We start from the raw sequence: 19410 nt of genomic DNA, 5'->3' as shown, positions 1-19410 counted from the left end.
GGGACCTGAGCCGGCGCGGCGCCCCACTGTCCAGAGCCCTGTCGATTGCGTATTGAATGGGATATCCAAGGCGGCGTTCCACGGCTGCCGATTCCATGCCCGTTCTCAGCACCTCGGCCGAAGTACCAGCGCAGCGGTGACCGTCAAGGGATGGCCACACTGGCCGCAGAGCATGACGGTTACAAGGCCGGACGGGTTCAACCGGACCGGGCCCACCCGGGCGAGGGGATGACCTTGCGGACCGGGGATAGGATCGGCTCCGAGCATGAATGGATCGGCCGATACAGGTACGCCCACCACCCGGAGTGCGGGTCCGGCTCGGTGATCAGCAGCAGCCAGTTAGCAACAGACCAGCCGGGCGAAGATCAGCACGATCACCGTGGTCAACGCGATCGCCAGCGATAAGCCCCGTCGGCTCACGGCCGTTCGCCTCGCTTCTGCGCTTTCGTCGCGGCGTCTGCGTCGCCCGCGCGGGATGGTGAGGTTGCCCGGGATGACCTGTGGCCAGGTTGGACCATGCTCGGACACCACTCAAACGCGACGTGGACCGCAGACGCACCGCGTCGGGTCCGAGACGTGCGTGTCGTCAGGCGCGGCGTGCGGTTTGGCTGGAGGCAGCTCGGTCTCACGTGCATCACACCTGTCAAGGCACTGGTCAGGCGAACCGGGCGATCAGACGTGCCTGGCTGCCGGTGGTCCTCCATCCGTGTCTGTGCCTGCTCGCTGATCGGGCTTCGGGCCGTGTCGGTGAAGGCGCGGGGCGAGTGCCGCGGCGCAACCGGCGGTGAGTGCGCCGGCGATGGTGTCGACCAGGTAGTGGTTCGCGGTGGCCAGCACGACCAGCACAGTCGCCGCAGGGTAGGCCCACAGCACGTGCCTTGTCCTTGAGCGAAGGCCGTGGGTCAACGCCAGAGCCGACCATACGGCCCAGGCAACGTGCAGCGAGGGCATCGCGGCATAGGCGTCGGCGTGACCAGCGGCCTGACTGCCCCAGGATCCCACGGTGTGGCCCGCGACGACGGTGTCGATGAATCCGTCGCCAAGCAGTCGCGGCGGTGCGACCGGGTACCACCAGAAGACCAACAGCGCGGCCACGTTGACCAGGACCAGGCTGGTACGCCACCTTCGGTATTGGTCCGGGCGCCGTAGGTACAGCCAGGCCAATGCGCCGAACGTGACGACGAAATTGAGGCTGGCGTAGTAGTAGTTGGCGACGTACTGCAGCACCAGTGGCGCGTGTGACATCGCGGTGTTGAGGGCGTGTTCGGGAGCGAGCCGCAGATCGCGTTCCACGTTCAGTAGCGTGTGCGCGTGGGCTATCGCGTTGGCGCGCCGGGCCGTCCCGACGTTCTGGAGTTGGCCGTAGCCCCAGGTCAACGCCAGGACCAGGGCAACTTCACCGATCAGGCGCGGGCGGGCACGGTGGCGGGTCGGGTCGTGCCTCGCGAGCCGCGGGAGGGTGTCAGTGACCGGCACCAATGACACCCTTGGCTGCCGCCGGTCCCGGCGGCGTGCGACGCCGCGAGGCCAGGATCAGATACAGCGTCGCGGCACCGAACACGATCAGGCTGGTCCAGTCGTTCAGGCGCAGCCCGAGGATGTGGTTGGCGTGATCGACGCGCAGTGCTTCGACCCAGGCCCGGCCGAGGGTGTAGGCGGCTACGTACAAGGCGAAGGTTCGCCCGCGGCCGAGGGCGAACCTTCTACCAGCCCAGATGACCAGCAGGCCCACGCCGACGTCCCACAACGATTCGTACAAGAACGTGGGCTGATAGGTCGCGGCGTGCGGGGTGTCGGCGGGCCGGTGCGCGGGGTCGATGTGCAGCGCCCAGGGGAGGGTGGAGGGGGCGCCGTAGAGCTCTTGGTTGAACCAGTTGCCCCAGCGGCCGATGGCCTGGGCGAACACGATGCCGGGTGCGGCGGCGTCGGCGAAGTCGACCAGGGAGACCCCGGCGCGGCGGGCTCCGATCCACGCGCCCAGTCCGCCGAGGGCGATCGCGCCCCAGATGCCCAGGCCGCCGTCCCAGATCTTGAACGCGTTCCAGGGGTTCTTCCCGGCGACGAAGTACAGCTCCGGGTCGGTGACCAGGTGGTAAAGGCGGCCGCCGAGGATGCCGAACGGTACCGCCCACCACGCGATCGCCTCGATCGCGGCCGGGTCCCCGCCGCGGGCGGCCCACCGGCGTTTGGTCAACCACAGGGCAACACCGATGCCGGCCAGGATGCACAGCGCGTAGGCCCGGACCGGGAACGGACCCAGGTGCCACACCCCCTGGGACGGGCTGGGGATGAACGTGACGAGGGTGGGCACACGCGGCATTGTGCACCACGCCTCTGAACACAGGCAGCACGCGCCAGCACGGCGGGCGACAGCCGACGCTTTCGGGGTCGGACCTCCCCGCGCCTGCCCCCGTATGACGAACCAGACAGCGCAATGACCACCGTCGCCGTTCGGATTTCAGCGCAGCAGGCCGGGGCCGTCGTCGCGTACTTCGACCACCGCCGTCGGCCCACGCGCCGGACCCGTATCCGCACGATGCCGTCGGCAGGGTTGTGTCGGACGGGTTGTCCAGCACGGGTGTCGAGCACCAGGCACAGCCAGTCCCAGGCCGCATCTCAGCACCAGCTCAGGGCGGCACCTCCATCATCGACGCATGCCCATCGTGAGCGAGGCCCCCACCGCCGGCGCCCGCGGGCCGTCGATCTCGCGCGGGCGCATCGTCCCGCCTCCAACCGCAACCCCCAGACCATGCCGGGCGAAACGGCCGATGCTGCGGGTCTGGTCGGTCCTGGCGGCCTGGACCCTGCTGTGGTGTTTGATACAGGCCCGAGGCGGCATGTACTCCTGGCACTACTTCGTTACCGGAGCGCACGCGCTGGTGCACCCCGGCGCAGCAGATGGCGGGGTCCACCTCTACGCCGCGCATCCCGACCTGCAGATGGGACCGCTGACGCTGGTCGCGGCCGCCGTGCTGGCCGGGGTTGCCGGACCGTGGAGCGCGACGCTCGGCGCGGTCACGATGACCGCGCTCGGGCTGATCAGTCTGTGGCTTCTCGTCACGGCCGCCGCGCGCGCACGCGCACAACCACCCTCGCCCAGGACCACCCTGCTGGCCGGGATCACCCTGATCCCCGCCTGGACCACGCTGAGTGTGCATTACGCCCACCTGGACGATGCCCTGGCGATCACCTTGACTCTCGCCGCGCTGGTCGCCCTGACCCGGAACCGCCCATGGGCGGCGACCCTGCTCATCGCCGGAGCCGCCGCGGCCAAGCCCTGGGCACTGCCGTTCGCGCTGATCCTGCTCGCGCACCCGGCCGACCGACTGAAGCGGTCCGTGGTCTTCAGTGGCGCCTCCATACTGGTGTGGGCACCATTCCTGCTCGGTGATCCCCGCACCCTGAGCCGCCTGGGATCGTTCGCGATCGTCAACGCCCCCGACTCCGCCCTGCGCGCACTCGGCATCCACGCTACGACAACGCCGCCCTGGGACCGTGCCGCCCAGCTGTGCGCCGCCGCCGCCCTCGGACTGTGGTGTCTGCGGACCGGGCGCACCGTGGCAATCCCGGCGATCGCTCTCGCGGCCCGTCTGATACTCGACCCCGGAACCTACCCCTACTACACCGCAAGCCTGCTACTCGCGGTCCTGTGCGTCGACCTACTGCAGCGGCCCGACCGAACGGTGCCATGGCTCACGACCGGCGTGGCGACCTGGTTCGCCTTCACCGGCGTGGCTGCGGGAATGGTCTCTCCGGCCACATTGGGCATGGTGCGGGCGGTATTTCTCTTAGCTCTCATCGCATGTCTGGCGGGCAGCCGCGCCGACCGGTATGCCTCCACGAAGGCGCGCCGGAGGATCACCGGGCGAGCGCAGATTCCGCACGTGGTCCATGACGATGCCCGATCGCCCATCGGCTGGAAACTCCCACCGGCTGCACGAACCGGTGATCCGCTGTGCACCTCAGGTCGAACGCGATGACGGTCATCACCACCCTGGCAGTCGTGCTGGCGTCCGTCGCAGCGGCGATCCTGGCACCGGTCACACTCGTGCTGGTCGTACTCCTGGCCATCCGGACAGTCGTGCGAACTAGACCCCACCGTCCTGCCCGGAACCGGCGCCATGATCGGCCCCGGATCGGCTGAGCCACCGGACCAGATGAGCGGCAGTCGTGCGGGTGCGCCACCGACCTGGGCGACGTGACTACTGGAAAAACGCGCGTCGGGCAGCCCGGCGAAGGCGAGCAGCAGCAGATTCGGGTCGACCGGCCGGTTGAGGGCGCTCCCGGCCCACGACGCGGCGACCCAATACCGCCGACATGACGCCTGTGCTCAACCGGCTGCGCCGCGCCCAGGGTCAGCTCGGCGGCGTCATCCGGCTCATCGAGGAAGGCCGCGACTGCAACGACGTTGTCACTCAGCTCGCTGCCGTCAACCGCGCACTGGACAGGGCGGGCTTCGCTATCGTGTCCTCCGGCATGCGCGAATGCCTCGCCTCGCCCGACGGCATCAGCGCCGAGGACCAGGCCACCATGGAGAAGCTCTTCCTCACCCTTTCTTGACGTGAAACATCGCTTTGTAGAAGTCAGGACTCCCGCTCCTGCGACGTCGAGGGCCGGAAACCGAGTCACCCCAACGAATGCAGTGCGGTCGCGCGCCGGCTCGGATCAACCAGAGCGGGTGGGGGACGGGTTCAAGCTTCCCAGGGGCTTGGCCTGCGCCCGTACTCTCCTCCTACCTGCTGTCGTGACCGCCGTGTGCGCCTGACGAACTCATCGGCGCCGTGACGGCTGAAACCTGGTGCGGGGCCGAATAACTTCAGGTATAAAAACGCGGCCACGATCACTCGGGCGAGTGATAGTGGCCGCGTGGACCGGATGCGTGAACCCGAAGGGTCAGCGCAAGGTGCCGTAGTTGGTCGGCGTCGTCCACATGTTTTCCATTTTCACCACGGTGCCGGGGTGGTCCGCGGAGATCATCAGGTTTCCGCCGGCGTAGATGGCCACATGCGTCGCCGGCGACCCGAAGAAGACCAGGTCACCCGGCTGCGGGCTGGTGGTCTTCTTCACGTACGCCTGCTGCTGGCTCGCAGTCCGGGGGATGTAGAGGCCGGCCTGCTTGTAGACGTATGACGTGAGCCCTGAGCAGTCGAAGCCCTGCGACGGCGAGGAGCCGCCCCAGACATACGGAACACCCAGATACTTCTGAGCGATCGAAACGACTGCTGAGAGGCCATCGCCGTTCGACGGTGGGGGCGGCGGGTTCGGCGTCGGGTCGGTGCCGCAAGGGAAGCCGCCCAACGCGTTCCACGTCAACGGACCGATAATGCCGTCCGCAACGAGGCCCTTGCTGCTCTGGAACGACTTCACCCGGGACAACGTGCCGGCACCGAAGATGCCGTCAACCGCGATCCCGCCCAGCTTGCTCTGAGCGCTGGCGACGTACGAGCCGGTTGCGCCATACCGCAGCACAGTGACCTTGCACGACGGCGGCGGCGTGGTGGGCGGTGGCGTGGTCGTGGGCGGCGGCGTCGTGGAGCCCGGGAAGCCACCAAGGGCCGCCCAGGTCAACGGACCGACGATGCCGTCAGCAACCAGGCGATTCGAGCTCTGGAAGGATTTCACCTTCGCGAGCGTCTGCGGCCCGAAGATGCCGTCGACCGCCAGTCCACCCAGCCGCTGCTGCACGGTTTTGACATAGCTGCCTGTTGATCCGTAGCGCACGGTCACCACGGTGCTCGGCGAGGCTGCCCGTATGCCGCCCGTCGATGCGCTGCTGCGCTGCCCTGACGCACCGCTCGTGCCGCTGCCGGGATCGGCATACGACGGAGCGGCCTGCACGAGGCTGGCAGCGGTGGCCGGGACGCTCAGCAGCGTTCCAGTCACCACCAACCCCTTGCGGGAGGTGATCGCCGGGGCGACCTTGGCAGACAGCCCAGGCCGTGGTTTGCGATGTCTCGGAGTAGTGATCGTGGTCATGTGACCCTCTCGGTGCTCGTCCAGTCCAGAAACGCGCAAAGGGGATGCCACGCGTGCCGTGACATCCCCCGATGTCGCCTTACTCCTTCCCCGAAGAAGGCGCTGCACGAGCAATGACTATGCCGGTGTCACTACGTCTGTGAAAGACGCGATTCCTGGGTACGGATGGGCCCAGGTGGCGGTTGTGACTGGTGTGACTCGAGTGAATTGGCGGGGCTGGCGGAGCTGAAGTGGTCCAGTGTTGCAATTTCAACGAAACGACCGTTGAATGACATGCGTATAACACGTAATCGCCGAAATCGCTTCGAACGACACGCCGAACTCAAACACCCCTCACGAAATCTCAACATATGAGATATAACACACGCACGGTCTAGCCATCCACGCCAGGCGCGTTGCGGTGGCGAGAAGCCCCGCCGACCTCCATGGCTGACGGGGCTTCTCGTCGTTGTACCGGCGCCAAGCGCCGACCTCAGATGCGGGCGAAGTAGTGGCTGCCCCACAGGTTCTGGACACTGACCACGGTGCCGGGGGTTCGGGCGGCGATCATCTTGCCGTTCCCGAGGTAGATGCCGTTGTGGTACGCCGGGGAACCCCAGAAGATCAGGTCGCCGGGCCGCGGGTTGGACACGCGCGTCGCGGCGGCCGCCTGGGCCGACGCGGTCCGCGGGATGCTCTTGCCCGCCTGACGGTAGACGTACTGGGTGAAGCCCGAGCAGTCGAAACCGGAAGGCGTGGTACCACCCCAACGGTACGGCGTGCCACGCAGGCCCATGGCGATCGACACGATGGAGGAGTTGGAGCTCGGCGCCGGCTCGGTCGCCGGCGCACCGCCGTAACCGCCGAGCGCGGTCCAGGTGTGGCGGCCGACGATGCCGTCGACGACAAGCCGATGCGAACGCTGGAACGACTTCACTTTGGCTTTCGTGCGTGGGCCGAAGATACCGTCGACCGCGAGGCCCCCGACCTTGCGCTGGACGCTCTTCACGGCGGCGCCGCGGGAGCCGTACTGAACGGTGGGACCGATGTGAACCGTGCTGGACAGGTGAGCAATGCCCCGGACCTGACCGGCTGCCTGCACGGTGCCTGTCTGCGCGAGACTGGCGCTCGGCGCGGCGGAGGCGTTCTCCATGCCGGCGAGCGGGGCAATGACGGCGCCGGCAGCAGCAACTGCCAGGCTGCGGCGACCGATCTTGTTCAGAACTTTCGGCTCACAGTTGAGGTGGCGCGGGGAGTACGAACCCATGAGGCAAGGGACCTTCCGGTGGACTGCAGTGAATGACGATGCGGGCGCGGGCGCCGTTGCCCTGGGGACAAGTGCCCCACCCAATTCATGCATCCGACTCCCCGAAGCGCCGGCGGCATAGTCACCGACTATGACGCACGCGAAGCCGTTTCCCAAGCTGTTCCCAGGTGTCTGTGCATGTCCGGCCGTCAGCCTGTCGGGTCCCTCTCGCGAGGAGGCCCACCTCGGGACCGTGACCATTCCGTAATAATTCCGCGGCGTTCCGGGGTTCGCACCGTTCCGCGCACCGCCCCTAAACCAGCAGATGCTCGCACTAGATGAGTCCAAACACTGAGACATGTATGTTTCACATGGCAAGATAACTTGTCGTCCTCCATGCACTGGCGGATCGCCGCGCTCGGATTCCGAACGAATCGGATCGAGGCTAAGAGCGCCAAATCTGTACCCAAAGACATGACCGACGGTGAACAACGGGCACGCCGCCGGTTGAGTCTTCCAAGCAATGGCAGCTCCTAAGCGTTGGCCGCGGGCCTTACAGAGCCAGCCGGCTGCGGTTGGAACGCAACACGCCGTGGTACGGAGAAGCGCATCACGACTGCTGTGGTGGGAAAACGTCGATGGCACAGCCGAATTCGCGTGGGTCGGACATCACGAGGATCCGATGCCGAGCCGGGGAAGGCGTAGATCAGCCGCAGCCGCAGATGCGGACGAGCACGGGTAGTGCGTTCACTTGCACTAGTGCAAGTGCCTGATACTACGAAGGTCTGACCGCCAGCAACCACGGTTGCGCCTTATGGCTTACAGGAACGTCATAGAGAGGAACTCTGATGGATGAGCCGCCACTACTACTTGCCGGACCAGGTGATGTCGTCGCCCTCATGCCGCACGTGATTGGAGCACGCCCGGACGGGTCCGTCGTGGTGTTCCCCATCGACCCGCTGCGGCCGGTCGCGCGTGCTGACATCCCGACGACAAGCGAGAACTACGGTGACGTGGCGCACGGGCTGGCGAAGTCCTTCGAGCGGTTCACCGGCGGACAGGTCCTTGTCCTCGCCTTCACGGATCAACTGCAGCGCGCCACCTCGGTCTGCGACGCCGTCGCCGCAGCGCTCGAACCTGAAACAACAGTCGTCGATCGGATCGCGGCGCAGGCGAACTCGTGGCTGCGCTTGGGCGACACCAGGCCCGAGACGATCAACGAGGGAACGATCACCCAAGCTGACCGCGACCGTGTCGCTGTGGCGTTCATCGGCAGGGGCGAGCGGCAACCTTACGACTCCCTGAGTCAACTGCGTGCGTCCTTCGACCCTGTCGACGAGGACCTGTCTGCGGAGGTGACGGCTTGCGTGGAACACATGGCTCTTGTTGGTGGCTGGGCTCCCGCTGCCGCCGTCGAGCAGCGGTGGATGACGCACACGATCGAGGGATTCGTGGCGCGACCGGCGCCGTTGGGTGCAGACGACGCGGCGCGCCTGGTCGGCGACGTCCAGAACGTGCCCCTGCGCGATCACGCACTGGGCCTGATGACTCACGAGGAATCCGGCGCCCACGCTGCACTTTGGAAGGACCTCCTGACCCGATCCCCCGAGGATGCCCGCACTCCGATCGCCAACCTGGCGGCATTCGGCGCGTGGCTACACGGGGACGGGATGGGCGCACGGCTCGCTCTAGAGCGCGTCACCGACCCGACCAGCAGCCTTGCCAGACTGCTCGATACGGCAGTCGAGCGCGGCCTCGACCCGGCCGGCTGGACACCACCAGTGACGGAACCCACAGACGGCCAGGAACGGCCAGGTGGTCCGCCTAATCGACACGACCCGCGCCGTGAGCCGCCCTCTCACGAGGGCCCTGACCGGAAAGGGCCACCACGATGAGTCGGCGGGCGACACCCGGCGAGACCTACTGGGCGCTGATCTCCACCGACGGGCACGAGGCCGACAGTCCGTGGGTGACCGTATTCGGCAGCCATTGGGGCGTAACCGTCGACCCAGGGCCGCATCACGAGCACGGCAGCGTCTACACGAGCCGGGGCTTGCCGCCGAATGGCAGGCGAACTTTCCGGACGGAACGGCGAGTAAGCCGTTGGAGAGCGCCCAGGTCGACTATCTGGGTGGGAGCTATTTCAAACGCCACGTCGACGGCCTCAGATCGCCTGCCAGCGAACGAGTCACGCCGACCGCGACCGATGCGCGCCGGGACAGCCCGGTCGCCAGCAGGGACCACCATGCTGTCAGGCACAACCCGAGCCGCTTAGCAAGGAGCAAACCATGCAGAACCAGTCCACCGCCGAAGCACGCTTGCGCACACTCCTCGAGGAGGGCGACGACGAGGGCGACGACGAGAACGGGTCCCATCCCGAACCGGCGACCGATCAGACGACGGCCGCCGGCTACATGGTGGACCTAATTTTCCCGGCCGAAGACCGCCCCAACGGCTGAACGTCCAAGCGCAGTTGGCCGCTGGGGGCACCCGGCCTGCTAGGGATCCATAGAATCTCCGCGTGACAGGCCCCCCTGGAGGTGGGCTCGATGACCGAGATCGCGCAACCGGCAGTGAACTACCCCGACGTGCTGCACATGCCGCCCCGGGAAGCGCTACAGCTGGGTGTCGACGGCCAGGACTGGGAAGCCAACCAGGCCCGACTGGTGATCGCCGAACGCATAGTGGGCGAAGCCGACACGGCCACTGACCGAGCGTACGCAAGTGCTCACTGGATGAACGAGCCCGACGTCCCGCAACCTCGCGTCGCGCAAGCTCTGGCCGCGCACGGCGGCGATATGGCTCAAGCAGTCCAAGATCCGCGCGTGGTCGAAGGGGTGCGCGACCAGCTCGGGTATCGGCCGCAGTGGGAGGACGTCTACGACTATGAGGACGACACGATCCCGTCCGGCCAACACCTGTTCAACCAGCTCGAAGTCGACGATCACGCACTGGGCGAGGTCCGAACCGCGATCAATGAGCTACGTGCCGATGTGGGCGTCGAACCCATCGACGAGCAGCATCTCCTGGCAGCGGCGGGTGTCGAACCTAGGAGCAGTCTCGAGGTCGCCGAAGCTCGCGCTGTGTCCCACGAGGAGGGAGCCGCCGCGGAATGGCAGAATATCGTGACTGCCGACCCACCCATCGCCCGGCGGCCCGGAGACGCACCCTCGTTCTAGATCACCGCTGCCCGTAGGTCCGACTCAGGTCGGCGCGGACTGGTCTCAGCATCGAGCCGGGAACCCAGCGCTGAAGGACTACTGGATCGGCTGATTGCTCGATGTCGATCGCCTCGACAACCAGCGCGAACCAGCGGTAGGAGTGGCGAACCCCCACCCCACAAGAATGCACGTGCGTGCTGGCATCCGGTTGGGTTGCAGATCGACGAACCCAGTCATCCGTTCTCTCGCGGACGAAATTCACTCCCGGGCGAGTGTTGTCGACCGGGGACTTCTAACCATTGCCTGCTGCGGTGGCCAACCGTCGGCGAGTCAGCACGAGCAAGGGGAGGGCGGCGAGCTGGACGAGGGCGGAGATCACGGCCAGCGCCACCAGGGACGTGTCGTAGAGCACACCGAGCAGGATGCTGCCGGCGAACCACGCGACGCCGAAGCCGGTGTCGAACAGCCCGAAGGCCGAGGCGCGCCGGTTGGCGGGCACGATGGTGGTTAGCACTGCCTTGATGATCGATTCCTGCGCGGCCATACCCAGACCCCAGGCAAGGATCCCGATCACGGCCAGCGGCAAGCTGCCGAGGAAGACTAGCGGTGCGTATGCGGCGGTTAGGACCGTCACGACGAGCACGGACCGCAGACCGACCCGGTCGAAGACCTTGCCCAGGACCAGTGCTGCCACTGCTTCGGCGGCCATTGCCACGGCATACAGCACCGGTGCGACCGTGGAACCGACCATGCGCTCTTCGCTGAAATGCAACGCGATCAGCGGCCAGTCGGCGTAGCCGACTGCGATCAAGCCCATGGCGGCCAGGTAGAGCCAGAACGCCGGCGGGCGCGGTGCGCTGTCGGTCGTCGGGGCGGGTGCCTCAGATTCCAGGTCCGCGGGGTTGGGGAACTGCCGCCAGGTGAACACCAACGAGAGCAGGGTCAGTGCGGCGGGGATGCCGAGCCAGGCGAAGGCAGACCGGTCACTTCCGTGCAACCACAGGACAAGGCTGACCACCAGCGGGCCGACCATCGCGCCACCGGCATCGAGCGCCTCGCGCACGCCGAACGCCCAGCCGCCGCCGAGTCGGTGTGCCGCATGTGCGGTCATCGCGTCCCGGGTCGGGATGCGGATCGCCCGCCCGACCCGTTCGGTGACGATCAGGACCGCGGCGACCGGCCAGTTGCCGGATATCGCGAGCAATGGCACCACGGCCATCTGCAGGGTGTACCCAAAGAACGCGATCGCCCAATACCTGCCCGTGCGATCGGCCGCCCGGCCAGCGAACCAACGCAACCCGTAGCCGAGCAACTCGCCGCCCCCGGCGACGACCGAGACGATCAGGCCGCTGGCCCCCATCGATCCGAGGAAGGGGCCGGTGATGCTGCGGGCGCCCTCGTGCGTCATGTCGGAGAAGGCGCTGACGACCCCGATCAGCAGCACGAACCGCAACGCGGCGCGCCGGGCCAGCACCGGATGCGGGCGAATGGGGACCGGCCGATCGGCGGGGTCCGGCACGGTGGGCACCTCCGCACTCCATGCGGCGCACGATCGCACGCCGCCGGTTCGAAGGTAGCGCCCCCGACGTGGGAACGGTGGCAACGTCGTCATGCGCACCGCAGCCGTTCACCACGGGCTCTCAGGACCCTCTCAGCCAGGAAAGGATTAGCTGGCAGCTCGACGCGCCCAGTCGGGCACACCGAACGAAAGGCCACACCCACCCCCATGTTTTCGCCGGCGCTGTCGATCTCGACGTACGACGGGTCGCGCATCGACGGTTCGCTCTTCCGGGACGTCACCCAGTTCGCGCGGCACACCCACTGGCTCAACGCGGCCGCGGAAGCCTGGACCACCTACAGCATTGGCCTGTTCGTCATCTTGCTGCTGGTGGGCTGGTGGATTTCCCGCCCGTACGGGGACCGGCAGATGACGGGGGCCCTGGTCGCACCAATCGGTGTCGCAGTGGCATTCCTGGTGACCGAAGTGATCAAGAACCAGATCGGCGAGCTGCGCCCCTGCCGCTCCGTACCGCACGCGTTCATCGTCGAAACGTGCCCTGCACCAACGGATTACGCCATGCCGAGCGGACACACCACGTTCGCAGCCGCTGTCGCGGTCGCACTCTTCTTCGTGAACCGACGACTCGGCGTCATCGCCGCACTACTGGCGATCCTTGAAGCCATTAGCCGGGTATATGTCGGCGCGCACTACCCGCACGACGTCATCGCCGCCATGGTCGTCGCTGTGGTCGTCGTGCTGATCACCAGCCCACTGCTTTCTCGTCTCCTGCAACGGGTCGTCGGCAGAGCACGCCGCGGATCCTTGCAAGGGCTGCTGTCAACCCGCGGCGCCGGCTGAGGACACCTAACGGGATCACGCACCACAGCTGGCGGCACTGGGCTGCCACGAGCTCCATGCCGGGGCAAGCCGGGCCCCGGCTTTGCACGGTGCTTCCTTTCGCGGCGACGTACTCGGGTATCGAGTCCATAGCAGTTCGTGGTGCTTCTGCGGTCATCGTTACGTTCGGCATAGCCTGTCATCGGTGTGACGGCACCTCGTAGGTAAGCCCAGGTGGCGCCGGCCAATTGTCGCCAGCGGTCTGCGGTCTGGTGCCGATGCCGAGCAGGTCTGCCAGGACGGCGGGCGGCAGCTCACGGGCCAAAGTCAGCAGGGTCGTGTCGCGGGCGTGTCGGGAACGGATCCCTGCCCGGCGCAGTTCGTTCAGAAGGGCTTCGGTTCGCGTCGTTTCCCGGGTCCGCGACCGGGAAACAGCCACCTGTCTTCGGTGGTGTCGAAGCTGTTGGCGATGCCGCGCTCTGCCAGCGTGGAGATTGTCCCGGTGGCGGTGTGGCGCAATATCGTCGCTATCGGGTCTGCGATGTCGACGGCATCAGCGCCGAGCCGCGGGTGGTGGGCGGTCCCGCCGTGACGTACGAGGCGCTTAGCTGCATGATTGTGCTGGGGTGCTGTCCGTATATCAACACCAGGGTGCCGGCCAGTCGGATCCGGGGGCTGAGGGTGTCGTCGTGCAGGCAGTGGCGAAGCAATCCCCACTGCTGATCGGGATCATTGAAGTCCATCGGGTCGTTCATCCGCTGCACGGGCAAATTCACCAATGGCGCGAGCCGGTGCCGCGTCGCCCATCGCAGGAAGACCGACACTGAGATCGCGTCCGACCGGCGGCATGCCAGCCACTAATCAAGGACCGGCTGACGCAGGGACCCGATGTGTTCGCCGCGTGAATGGAGTTCCTCGATGAGGCGCCGCGGCCCGTACAGCATGCCGCGGGCCAGGTCCCGTCGTTGTGGGTCACGGGCGGGTCTCCAGCATTCGCCGGACACTCAGCACGTGCCATTGGATATACCGGGCGATGGGCCATCTGATCCTCGCCCGGGTGTGCTCGATCATCCGGGAGAATGCCGTCTCCAGTCGCGAGAGGTATTCCTCGCGTTGTGGCAGCACTCCGGCGGACACCAGCAGCCGGCGCAGGTGTTCGAGCTGATGGCGCGGCCGCCGCTGGAGGCAGCCGTCGACCTGCTGCGCCGCGATCTGTCATCCGTTGAACACATCGGCGCGGCACGCGAACAGGTCGGCCAAGCCCTCCACCATCTGAATCATGCTCGAACCACACCTCTTCCGCAGGCTGGTCATCGGCAGACGGCAGCCAGACACCGTCGACGTCGAGTCACTCGCCACGACCCGAGCCGCAGGCAATGACCACCGGCGTCGGCCGCAGCGGCCCGATGAGACCGAACCCGGTCGAAATGGTGACCGCCAGGGCCCGTAGTTGCGCCTTCGGGATAGCACCCAACGAGAGGAACGCCATGAGCAACGACGCCGCCGAGGAAGAGGCGCGGGACCAAGGGCTGGAGATCGAATCAGAACGTCGCTCTGCCGGCATCGGCGCAGTCGAGGATGCCCAGGATCGTCACCGAATCGCCGAGGAGGAGGCCAGTGCCAGCGGGCGCAGCGGTGCTGAGCACGAGCAGGCCGACGCATGGGCGTATGACGACCCGTTGTCGAGCTACGGTCCGCGGCGCTGAGACGGGCGGCATCGTGGGAAGGGAAATGACGACGGCACGCATCACCAAACGCTGACCGGGGCGGCCCCTGATAGCGTAATCGGCCCCAAGACCCGGGCGACGTTGTTCCGACGCGTCTGCGACGGTGCAGGTCACAGCTGAGGGCAGTGAGCGAAGGTCCGCTCACCAAACGGTGAGCGGACCCTCGTGCGTCAGGCGGGCGTCAACCTCGTTCGTGAGGCAGCGCTCGGCTGAGAGTCTCGCGAAGTCCCTCAGCCGCTCCTCGATCTGGGCGACTGCGCGAGGAGGCTGCGGGTGGCCGGCGCGCAGCCAGTGCGCCGCAGCCACGGCCTCGTGCTCTCCGATGGTCGCCACCAGGTTCGGACGCGACCGCGCCGACCTCGATCGCCGCGCGCGCATCACCTTCGGCCACGATCAGCGGTCCGTCCTCCATTGTCACGGCGCAAGAACAGCCCGGTCGGGCGCCACCGGTGCCGGCACCGAGCGCAGCCGGTGCACCCGTTGGAGAACCCGCGGCGATCGCCGTCCTCGCTCAAGGAACCGGCACAGCGCATCTCCGAGGCCAGCGGCGGCGACGAACCGGTCGGCCTCGTCCTCGCCCGACAGTCCCGCTCGCTGCTCCGCCCACGGGACGGCGTACGACAAGGCCGCCACGCCGGCGCCGATCAGACCGAACGCGGCCTGGCGATCGGTGAACCCCTGCACCAGGGCGACGGCGCCGGTGACGAATCGCACACGCCATGCGAATGCGGCCATCGGAAACCAGCCGATCACTCGGCCGACGCCGCGGGCGACAGACTGAAGCAGCCGGTACGGCAGCATCCAGAATTCCAGTGCCACGTCGTAGCGGCTCTGGCCCAGACGGATCCGGCCGATCGCATGCGCGAGAAGGGCCGCCGCTTCGTCGGGTCGGATCCGGCCGTTGGCAATCGCCTCGACCAGACCCTGCGAGATCACCACGGTCCGCCGTCCGACGGCACAAACGCGGACGCCGGTCTGCCCAGCACGCACCAGCAACTGCACCGGCGGCGAAACCAGGTCGAGCTCCTCGAGCACGGCGATCGCCGGACGCAATGCGGCCAACTCGTAGTCGCGCGGTTTGCGCGCCCGTGCCAGCAACCGGACGAACAGGCTCTCGCCATGCCCGGAGAGCAGAACACCGAACGTCACCAGACCCACGACGAACAACGCCGCACCCGCCACGGGCTGCACGAGGGCCCCCACGACGCAGGTGATGAGCGTGCTCACCACCATGCCGACCCCGTCGGATACGGCCCGGTACACCTTTCGCCGACTCCTCATCGCCACCACTCCCTTCCTTCAAAGCACTAGTGCAAGTGCCTTGATCTGGTGACCGGTTGCCGCCAGAGCAAGCTGCGCTCCTTAGGGCTTGCAGGACCAAGTTTCGCGTGCACCCCGGACACGACGCGGAAGTTATCCACAGGCGATCGCTGAGTGGAGCGGGAGAGGGCGATGGCCTGGCTGGATTGCTGGAGACCGAACGAACGAAAAGGAGAAGCCTGTGACGACCTCGACTTTGTGGCCGCACGACACCCAGGAGACGATCGCTGCGATCGCGAGGCTGCTGCATCATGCAGCCGACCGGACCGCCCACCATGCGGCCACCGAAGGCCCTCGCTCGGAACTGCACGTCCTCGGCTTGGGCTTGCACGTGGCGGCGGCCGAGGTCGCGTTGCTGGTGCCTCCGGACCTGGAACCGTACTGGCCGCAGCCCACCCAAAACGACCCGCTGGAGCTGCTGCGGAATGCCGAACGGCTCGCCCGCACTGTGCCCGTCACCGACGAGACAGCTGGCTTCTCCAAGGTCGTCGTCAGCGTCACGGATCTACTGCGCGAGGCCGGGTCGTGAGCACGTCGACCACGGTGGATCAACGATCGATCGGTGAGCTGTTGCTGGATGCCGATTACCAGGCCCGGCAGTTGCTGCTTGACGTCGATGGCGCTGATGCCGCAGCGATGCTGCGGACTTGGGGCGAAGTCGTCCAGGCGGCAGGTGATCTGTGGTCCTCGCTGCCGCCTACGCCGTACACCAGCCCGCTCGACGGGGCCACGATGCAACGCCTGGAGACGATGAGCCAAGCCCAGCACAGGGCACAGTTGGCCCGAGGCTGGCCAGGCGACGGACCACCCGATGAGCGGCTGCTGGGCATTGCCGAAAACTTTCAGCGGGCCGCCGAACTAGCCGCCGGCCCAGGGCGTCGCGTCAGGCCACGGACCCCGGCCGCGTACGACGACCTTGACGCTGCCCGGATGCGGGTGATGCACACCCTGTACGTCGGCGCACACGCCGTCGGGGTCGCTGTGCATCAACACGTCGACGACGTCCGGACAACCGTGGGTCGGCACGCATCCGATCGAGAGACCCGAGACATCCCTCGAGGGCAGGACGCCGCCACCCGGATAGCAGCCTTCGAGCAACTCGCCGGCGACTTCGTGGGCAACCGATTCAGTCAGACCATGGCCGGTCAGCACTACACGCCACCGACGGGCACCCGCCGACTGCACCAGGCCCTGATCGGCTGGGACATCCAGGCGCACCGAACCCTGGCAGTCGCCCCGAGCGCACCGAACCTGCACCTGGCCGCAGGCACCCAGGCCATGATCGCGACGGCAGGCACAGCGATTCTCGACGCGGCGGCCACGGCAGGCCGGGTCCGCGTCGAGGACTACCAGCACCGGCTCGCTCCTGCGCTGGACGCCAACCAGCAGTCGTGGGCCAAGGCAGCGAACCGCTGGGGCACCCTGAGCAGCAGGGGCGAGCGCGCGGACCCGGACCTCGTGCAAGCGGCCAACGAGGTTCGCGCAGCCGTGTACGAGATCGCCTTCGATCGCACACAATGGGCCACGCCGGAAGTGATGGCCGGACGCATCGATCTGGCAGAGGCCGCCGCCATGGTCCAGCAGGCGATGATTGCGGGCGCCGAACTGGCCTGCGTGCACCGAAACATTGCCGAACACGAACCGGGCCTGACCGGATCCGCCCGCGCCATCGCGGCATGGAGCCGCGAAACGGGCAGCGACGACGAGATCGCACTCATCTCGCCCGCCGATGTCTACACCAACCGGGCCGTCAAAGTCCCTGACATCATCCGGCAGGCTCTGGTCGCCAATGCCGAGCAGCTCATCGACGTCAGCGACGCCACCCTGTCAGCGGCGGGAGCTCTGGCAGACGTGTCCCGGCGGGAGTCCGGCCCGACACCAGGACGCCCGCAGTGCAGATCGGAAGAAAGGGACCCAGCGCGCATCCCAGCACCCGGGCGGCCACCGACCGCAAGCCGCTGACACGCACGGGCGATCCGCCGCCTTCTTCACGCGGCAGAGCTGTGGCTCACAGCTGGGACTCGCCGGGAAGGGCGACCGTCCATAGATCCTTCACTGCCTGCGATGCGAACGAGGGCGACGCATCCTTTCAACTCACAAAGCTGCGGCATCAAGCCTGGGCGGTCCAGCGGGGCCCGGGCGGTGATGAAGGTCAGCTCCCCGTCGTGGTGTTTGTTGCTCGTTCGCTCATCGCTCGCGCAATAGCGGCGTCGCGGCCTTCGGCGACGTGTTGGTAGCGCAGCGCCATCGTTGGTGTTGAGTGCCCGAGTCGCTGCATCAATTCTTTGAGGGTGGCGCCCGATTGCGCTGCCAGGACGGCACCGGTGTGTCGAAGGTCGTGGAACCGCAAGTCGTCCCGGTCGGCGGCGTCCCGTGCGACCGCGAATACTCTCGCGAATGGGCCGCCGTTGGTCCAGGGTTCGTCGCTGCCGGGGACGCACGGGAACAGCAGCGCGTCACGGCCTTTGCCGGTGTGCTTGCGTAGGTGGTCCTCCAGCATGGGGACGATGTGCGGGGGTAGCGCGATCGTCCGCACGCCGGCGGCCGACTTCGGCTCACCGATAATGTTCTGACCGTCCAGGTGGACCACAGCCCGCTCAACTCTCACCGTGCCGGCCTTGGTGTCGATGTCGCGGCGACGTAGCGCGGCGACCTCACCGAAGCGCAGACCGCACCACGCGGACATTATGACCATGGCTTGCAATTCGTCGGGCATGTTCTCGGTGATCGCCGCCAGTTCCTCGACGGTGGCGGGTTTGATCTCGCGGACACGCTCGGCGACTCCGGCGCCCTTGATCCGGCAGGGGTTCACGCGCACCACGGGTTTGTTGGTGCGGTCGGCTTCCTCGTCGATGTCCTGCTGTAGCAGCGATGACAGCAGGCTGTATGCGTGCGCGCGCTGGGTTGGGTGCTCGGCCGGGAGGGCGTCGTACCAGGCGGAGACCTGTTGGGGCGTGATGCGCGACATGATCGTGTCGCCGAACCTCGGGTAGAGCACCTTTTCGAGCAGCCGATCGTAGTGCGCGAGCGTCCGTGGTGTGAGGGATCGGCCGCGTACCTTCCGGCGGCGGGTCGCGTCGGGTGCGAAGGCACGCAAGGTCATGCCGGACTGTCGCCGTGCCTCACGGACACGCGGTGATGTCCAGGCGTCGGGATCGTCAGTGAGTCTGCGCTCTTTATTGAGCCATCCCTCGGCATCCTCGCGGGCCTCGAACGTGCGAATTGCGGTGTGCCGCAGCAGATCCGGTCCGATGTAGGACGCCTGGTACCGCCCTGACGGCAGCTTGCGGATTTTGCCGAATCCACGTCGCGCTCGGCGCTTACCTGGCATCGTCGCACCTCCCTTGAGGGCACGTGCCCTAACTGTGTCACCCTACGTGCACTAACTATGGCAGCGCGTGGGCAGTTGTGTCCATCACGGACAGAGCCTTGAGTCGCGCGATTGCAGGTGATTTCGCGAAGATCGTTGGAATTGCCCGAGTGGCGAAACGGAGCCGGTGACAGGAGTCGAACCCGCGACATCTTCATTACAAGTGAAGCGCTCTACCAACTGAGCTACACCGGCGTGTCGCGGGTGTGCGCCCACGAGCGGACCAATGTTATCCATCGGTGTGTCACTCTCACGAATCCGCATTGCACCGCAATCACCGACCGCTCGTGCAC

The 19410-nt window shown here is 67.0% G+C and carries 17 protein-coding genes and 1 tRNA gene; 9 read left to right on the top strand and 9 right to left on the bottom strand.

Annotated features, from left to right (window positions below):
* Positions 1-672: 672 nt before the first annotated feature.
* Complete coding sequence (locus ACN8HC_RS10045; RefSeq protein ID WP_490074691.1) at positions 673-1476, bottom strand: phosphatase PAP2 family protein; 804 nt, start codon at positions 1474-1476, stop codon at positions 673-675.
* Positions 1463-2311 carry a prolipoprotein diacylglyceryl transferase gene (gene lgt / locus ACN8HC_RS10040; RefSeq protein WP_490074690.1) on the bottom strand — a complete coding sequence of 283 codons (849 nt, stop codon included), beginning with the start codon at positions 2309-2311 and terminating at the stop codon, positions 1463-1465. Before lgt ends, ACN8HC_RS10045 begins: the two co-directional genes overlap by 14 nt.
* Before the next feature lie 343 nt (positions 2312-2654).
* On the opposite strand from lgt, the gene ACN8HC_RS10035 reads away from it, so the two are divergent.
* Both ACN8HC_RS10035 and ACN8HC_RS10030 read left to right on the top strand, forming a co-directional pair.
* On the top strand, positions 2655-3980 hold the full coding sequence (locus tag ACN8HC_RS10035; RefSeq protein WP_490074689.1) for a hypothetical protein: 1326 nt from the start codon (positions 2655-2657) through the stop codon (positions 3978-3980).
* Between the two features lie 337 nt (positions 3981-4317).
* On the top strand, positions 4318-4560 hold the full coding sequence (locus ACN8HC_RS10030) for a metal-sensitive transcriptional regulator (protein ID WP_490074688.1): 243 nt from the start codon (positions 4318-4320) through the stop codon (positions 4558-4560).
* A 333-nt stretch (positions 4561-4893) separates the two neighbouring features.
* On the opposite strand, the gene ACN8HC_RS10025 is transcribed toward ACN8HC_RS10030, so the two are convergent.
* Complete coding sequence (locus ACN8HC_RS10025; protein ID WP_490074687.1) at positions 4894-5976, bottom strand: C40 family peptidase; 1083 nt, start codon at positions 5974-5976, stop codon at positions 4894-4896.
* 472 nt (positions 5977-6448) lie between these two features.
* Complete coding sequence (locus ACN8HC_RS10020; protein WP_490074686.1) at positions 6449-7222, bottom strand: C40 family peptidase; 774 nt, start codon at positions 7220-7222, stop codon at positions 6449-6451.
* A gap of 827 nt (positions 7223-8049) precedes the next feature.
* Between ACN8HC_RS10020 and ACN8HC_RS10015 the strand changes: the two genes are divergently transcribed.
* The 3 genes from ACN8HC_RS10015 (at position 8050) to ACN8HC_RS10005 (ending at position 10380) form a co-directional block, all read left to right on the top strand.
* Positions 8050-9096, top strand: coding sequence for a DUF4192 domain-containing protein (locus tag ACN8HC_RS10015; RefSeq protein WP_490074685.1), 1047 nt, complete (start codon positions 8050-8052; stop codon positions 9094-9096).
* Between the two features lie 393 nt (positions 9097-9489).
* A complete protein-coding gene (locus tag ACN8HC_RS10010; RefSeq protein ID WP_490074684.1) occupies positions 9490-9660 on the top strand; it encodes a hypothetical protein in 171 nt (56 codons plus the stop codon).
* A gap of 90 nt (positions 9661-9750) precedes the next feature.
* Complete coding sequence (locus ACN8HC_RS10005) at positions 9751-10380, top strand: hypothetical protein (RefSeq protein WP_490074683.1); 630 nt, start codon at positions 9751-9753, stop codon at positions 10378-10380.
* A gap of 274 nt (positions 10381-10654) precedes the next feature.
* On the opposite strand, the gene ACN8HC_RS10000 is transcribed toward ACN8HC_RS10005, so the two are convergent.
* On the bottom strand, positions 10655-11890 hold the full coding sequence (locus tag ACN8HC_RS10000; RefSeq protein WP_490074682.1) for an MFS transporter: 1236 nt from the start codon (positions 11888-11890) through the stop codon (positions 10655-10657).
* Between the two features lie 198 nt (positions 11891-12088).
* On the opposite strand from ACN8HC_RS10000, the gene ACN8HC_RS09995 reads away from it, so the two are divergent.
* On the top strand, positions 12089-12721 hold the full coding sequence (locus tag ACN8HC_RS09995) for a phosphatase PAP2 family protein (protein WP_490074681.1): 633 nt from the start codon (positions 12089-12091) through the stop codon (positions 12719-12721).
* 506 nt (positions 12722-13227) lie between these two features.
* On the opposite strand, the gene ACN8HC_RS09990 is transcribed toward ACN8HC_RS09995, so the two are convergent.
* Positions 13228-13524: a hypothetical protein gene (locus ACN8HC_RS09990; RefSeq protein ID WP_490074680.1), complete on the bottom strand. Its 297-nt coding sequence runs from the start codon at positions 13522-13524 to the stop codon at positions 13228-13230.
* Between the two features lie 663 nt (positions 13525-14187).
* On the opposite strand from ACN8HC_RS09990, the gene ACN8HC_RS09985 reads away from it, so the two are divergent.
* Entirely contained in the window at positions 14188-14406 is a 219-nt protein-coding gene (locus tag ACN8HC_RS09985; protein WP_490074679.1) for a hypothetical protein, read from the top strand.
* Between the two features lie 435 nt (positions 14407-14841).
* Here ACN8HC_RS09985 and ACN8HC_RS09980 read toward each other — a convergent pair whose 3' ends face one another.
* Entirely contained in the window at positions 14842-15708 is an 867-nt protein-coding gene (locus ACN8HC_RS09980; protein WP_490074678.1) for a hypothetical protein, read from the bottom strand.
* A gap of 220 nt (positions 15709-15928) precedes the next feature.
* Between ACN8HC_RS09980 and ACN8HC_RS09975 the strand changes: the two genes are divergently transcribed.
* Both ACN8HC_RS09975 and ACN8HC_RS09970 read left to right on the top strand, forming a co-directional pair.
* Positions 15929-16276, top strand: coding sequence for a hypothetical protein (locus ACN8HC_RS09975; RefSeq protein WP_490074677.1), 348 nt, complete (start codon positions 15929-15931; stop codon positions 16274-16276).
* Complete coding sequence (locus ACN8HC_RS09970; RefSeq protein WP_490074676.1) at positions 16273-17709, top strand: hypothetical protein; 1437 nt, start codon at positions 16273-16275, stop codon at positions 17707-17709. The genes ACN8HC_RS09975 and ACN8HC_RS09970 overlap by 4 nt, the downstream gene beginning before the upstream one ends.
* Positions 17710-17899: 190 nt before the next feature.
* On the opposite strand, the gene ACN8HC_RS09965 is transcribed toward ACN8HC_RS09970, so the two are convergent.
* Complete coding sequence (locus ACN8HC_RS09965) at positions 17900-19078, bottom strand: tyrosine-type recombinase/integrase (protein ID WP_490074675.1); 1179 nt, start codon at positions 19076-19078, stop codon at positions 17900-17902.
* 161 nt (positions 19079-19239) lie between these two features.
* A tRNA-Thr gene (locus ACN8HC_RS09960) sits at positions 19240-19312 on the bottom strand.
* Between the last annotated feature and the right edge of the window lie 98 nt (positions 19313-19410).

This window comes from Flexivirga sp. YIM B11880 (assembly GCF_058148645.1).
This window is presented reverse-complemented; position numbering and strand designations above follow the sequence as displayed.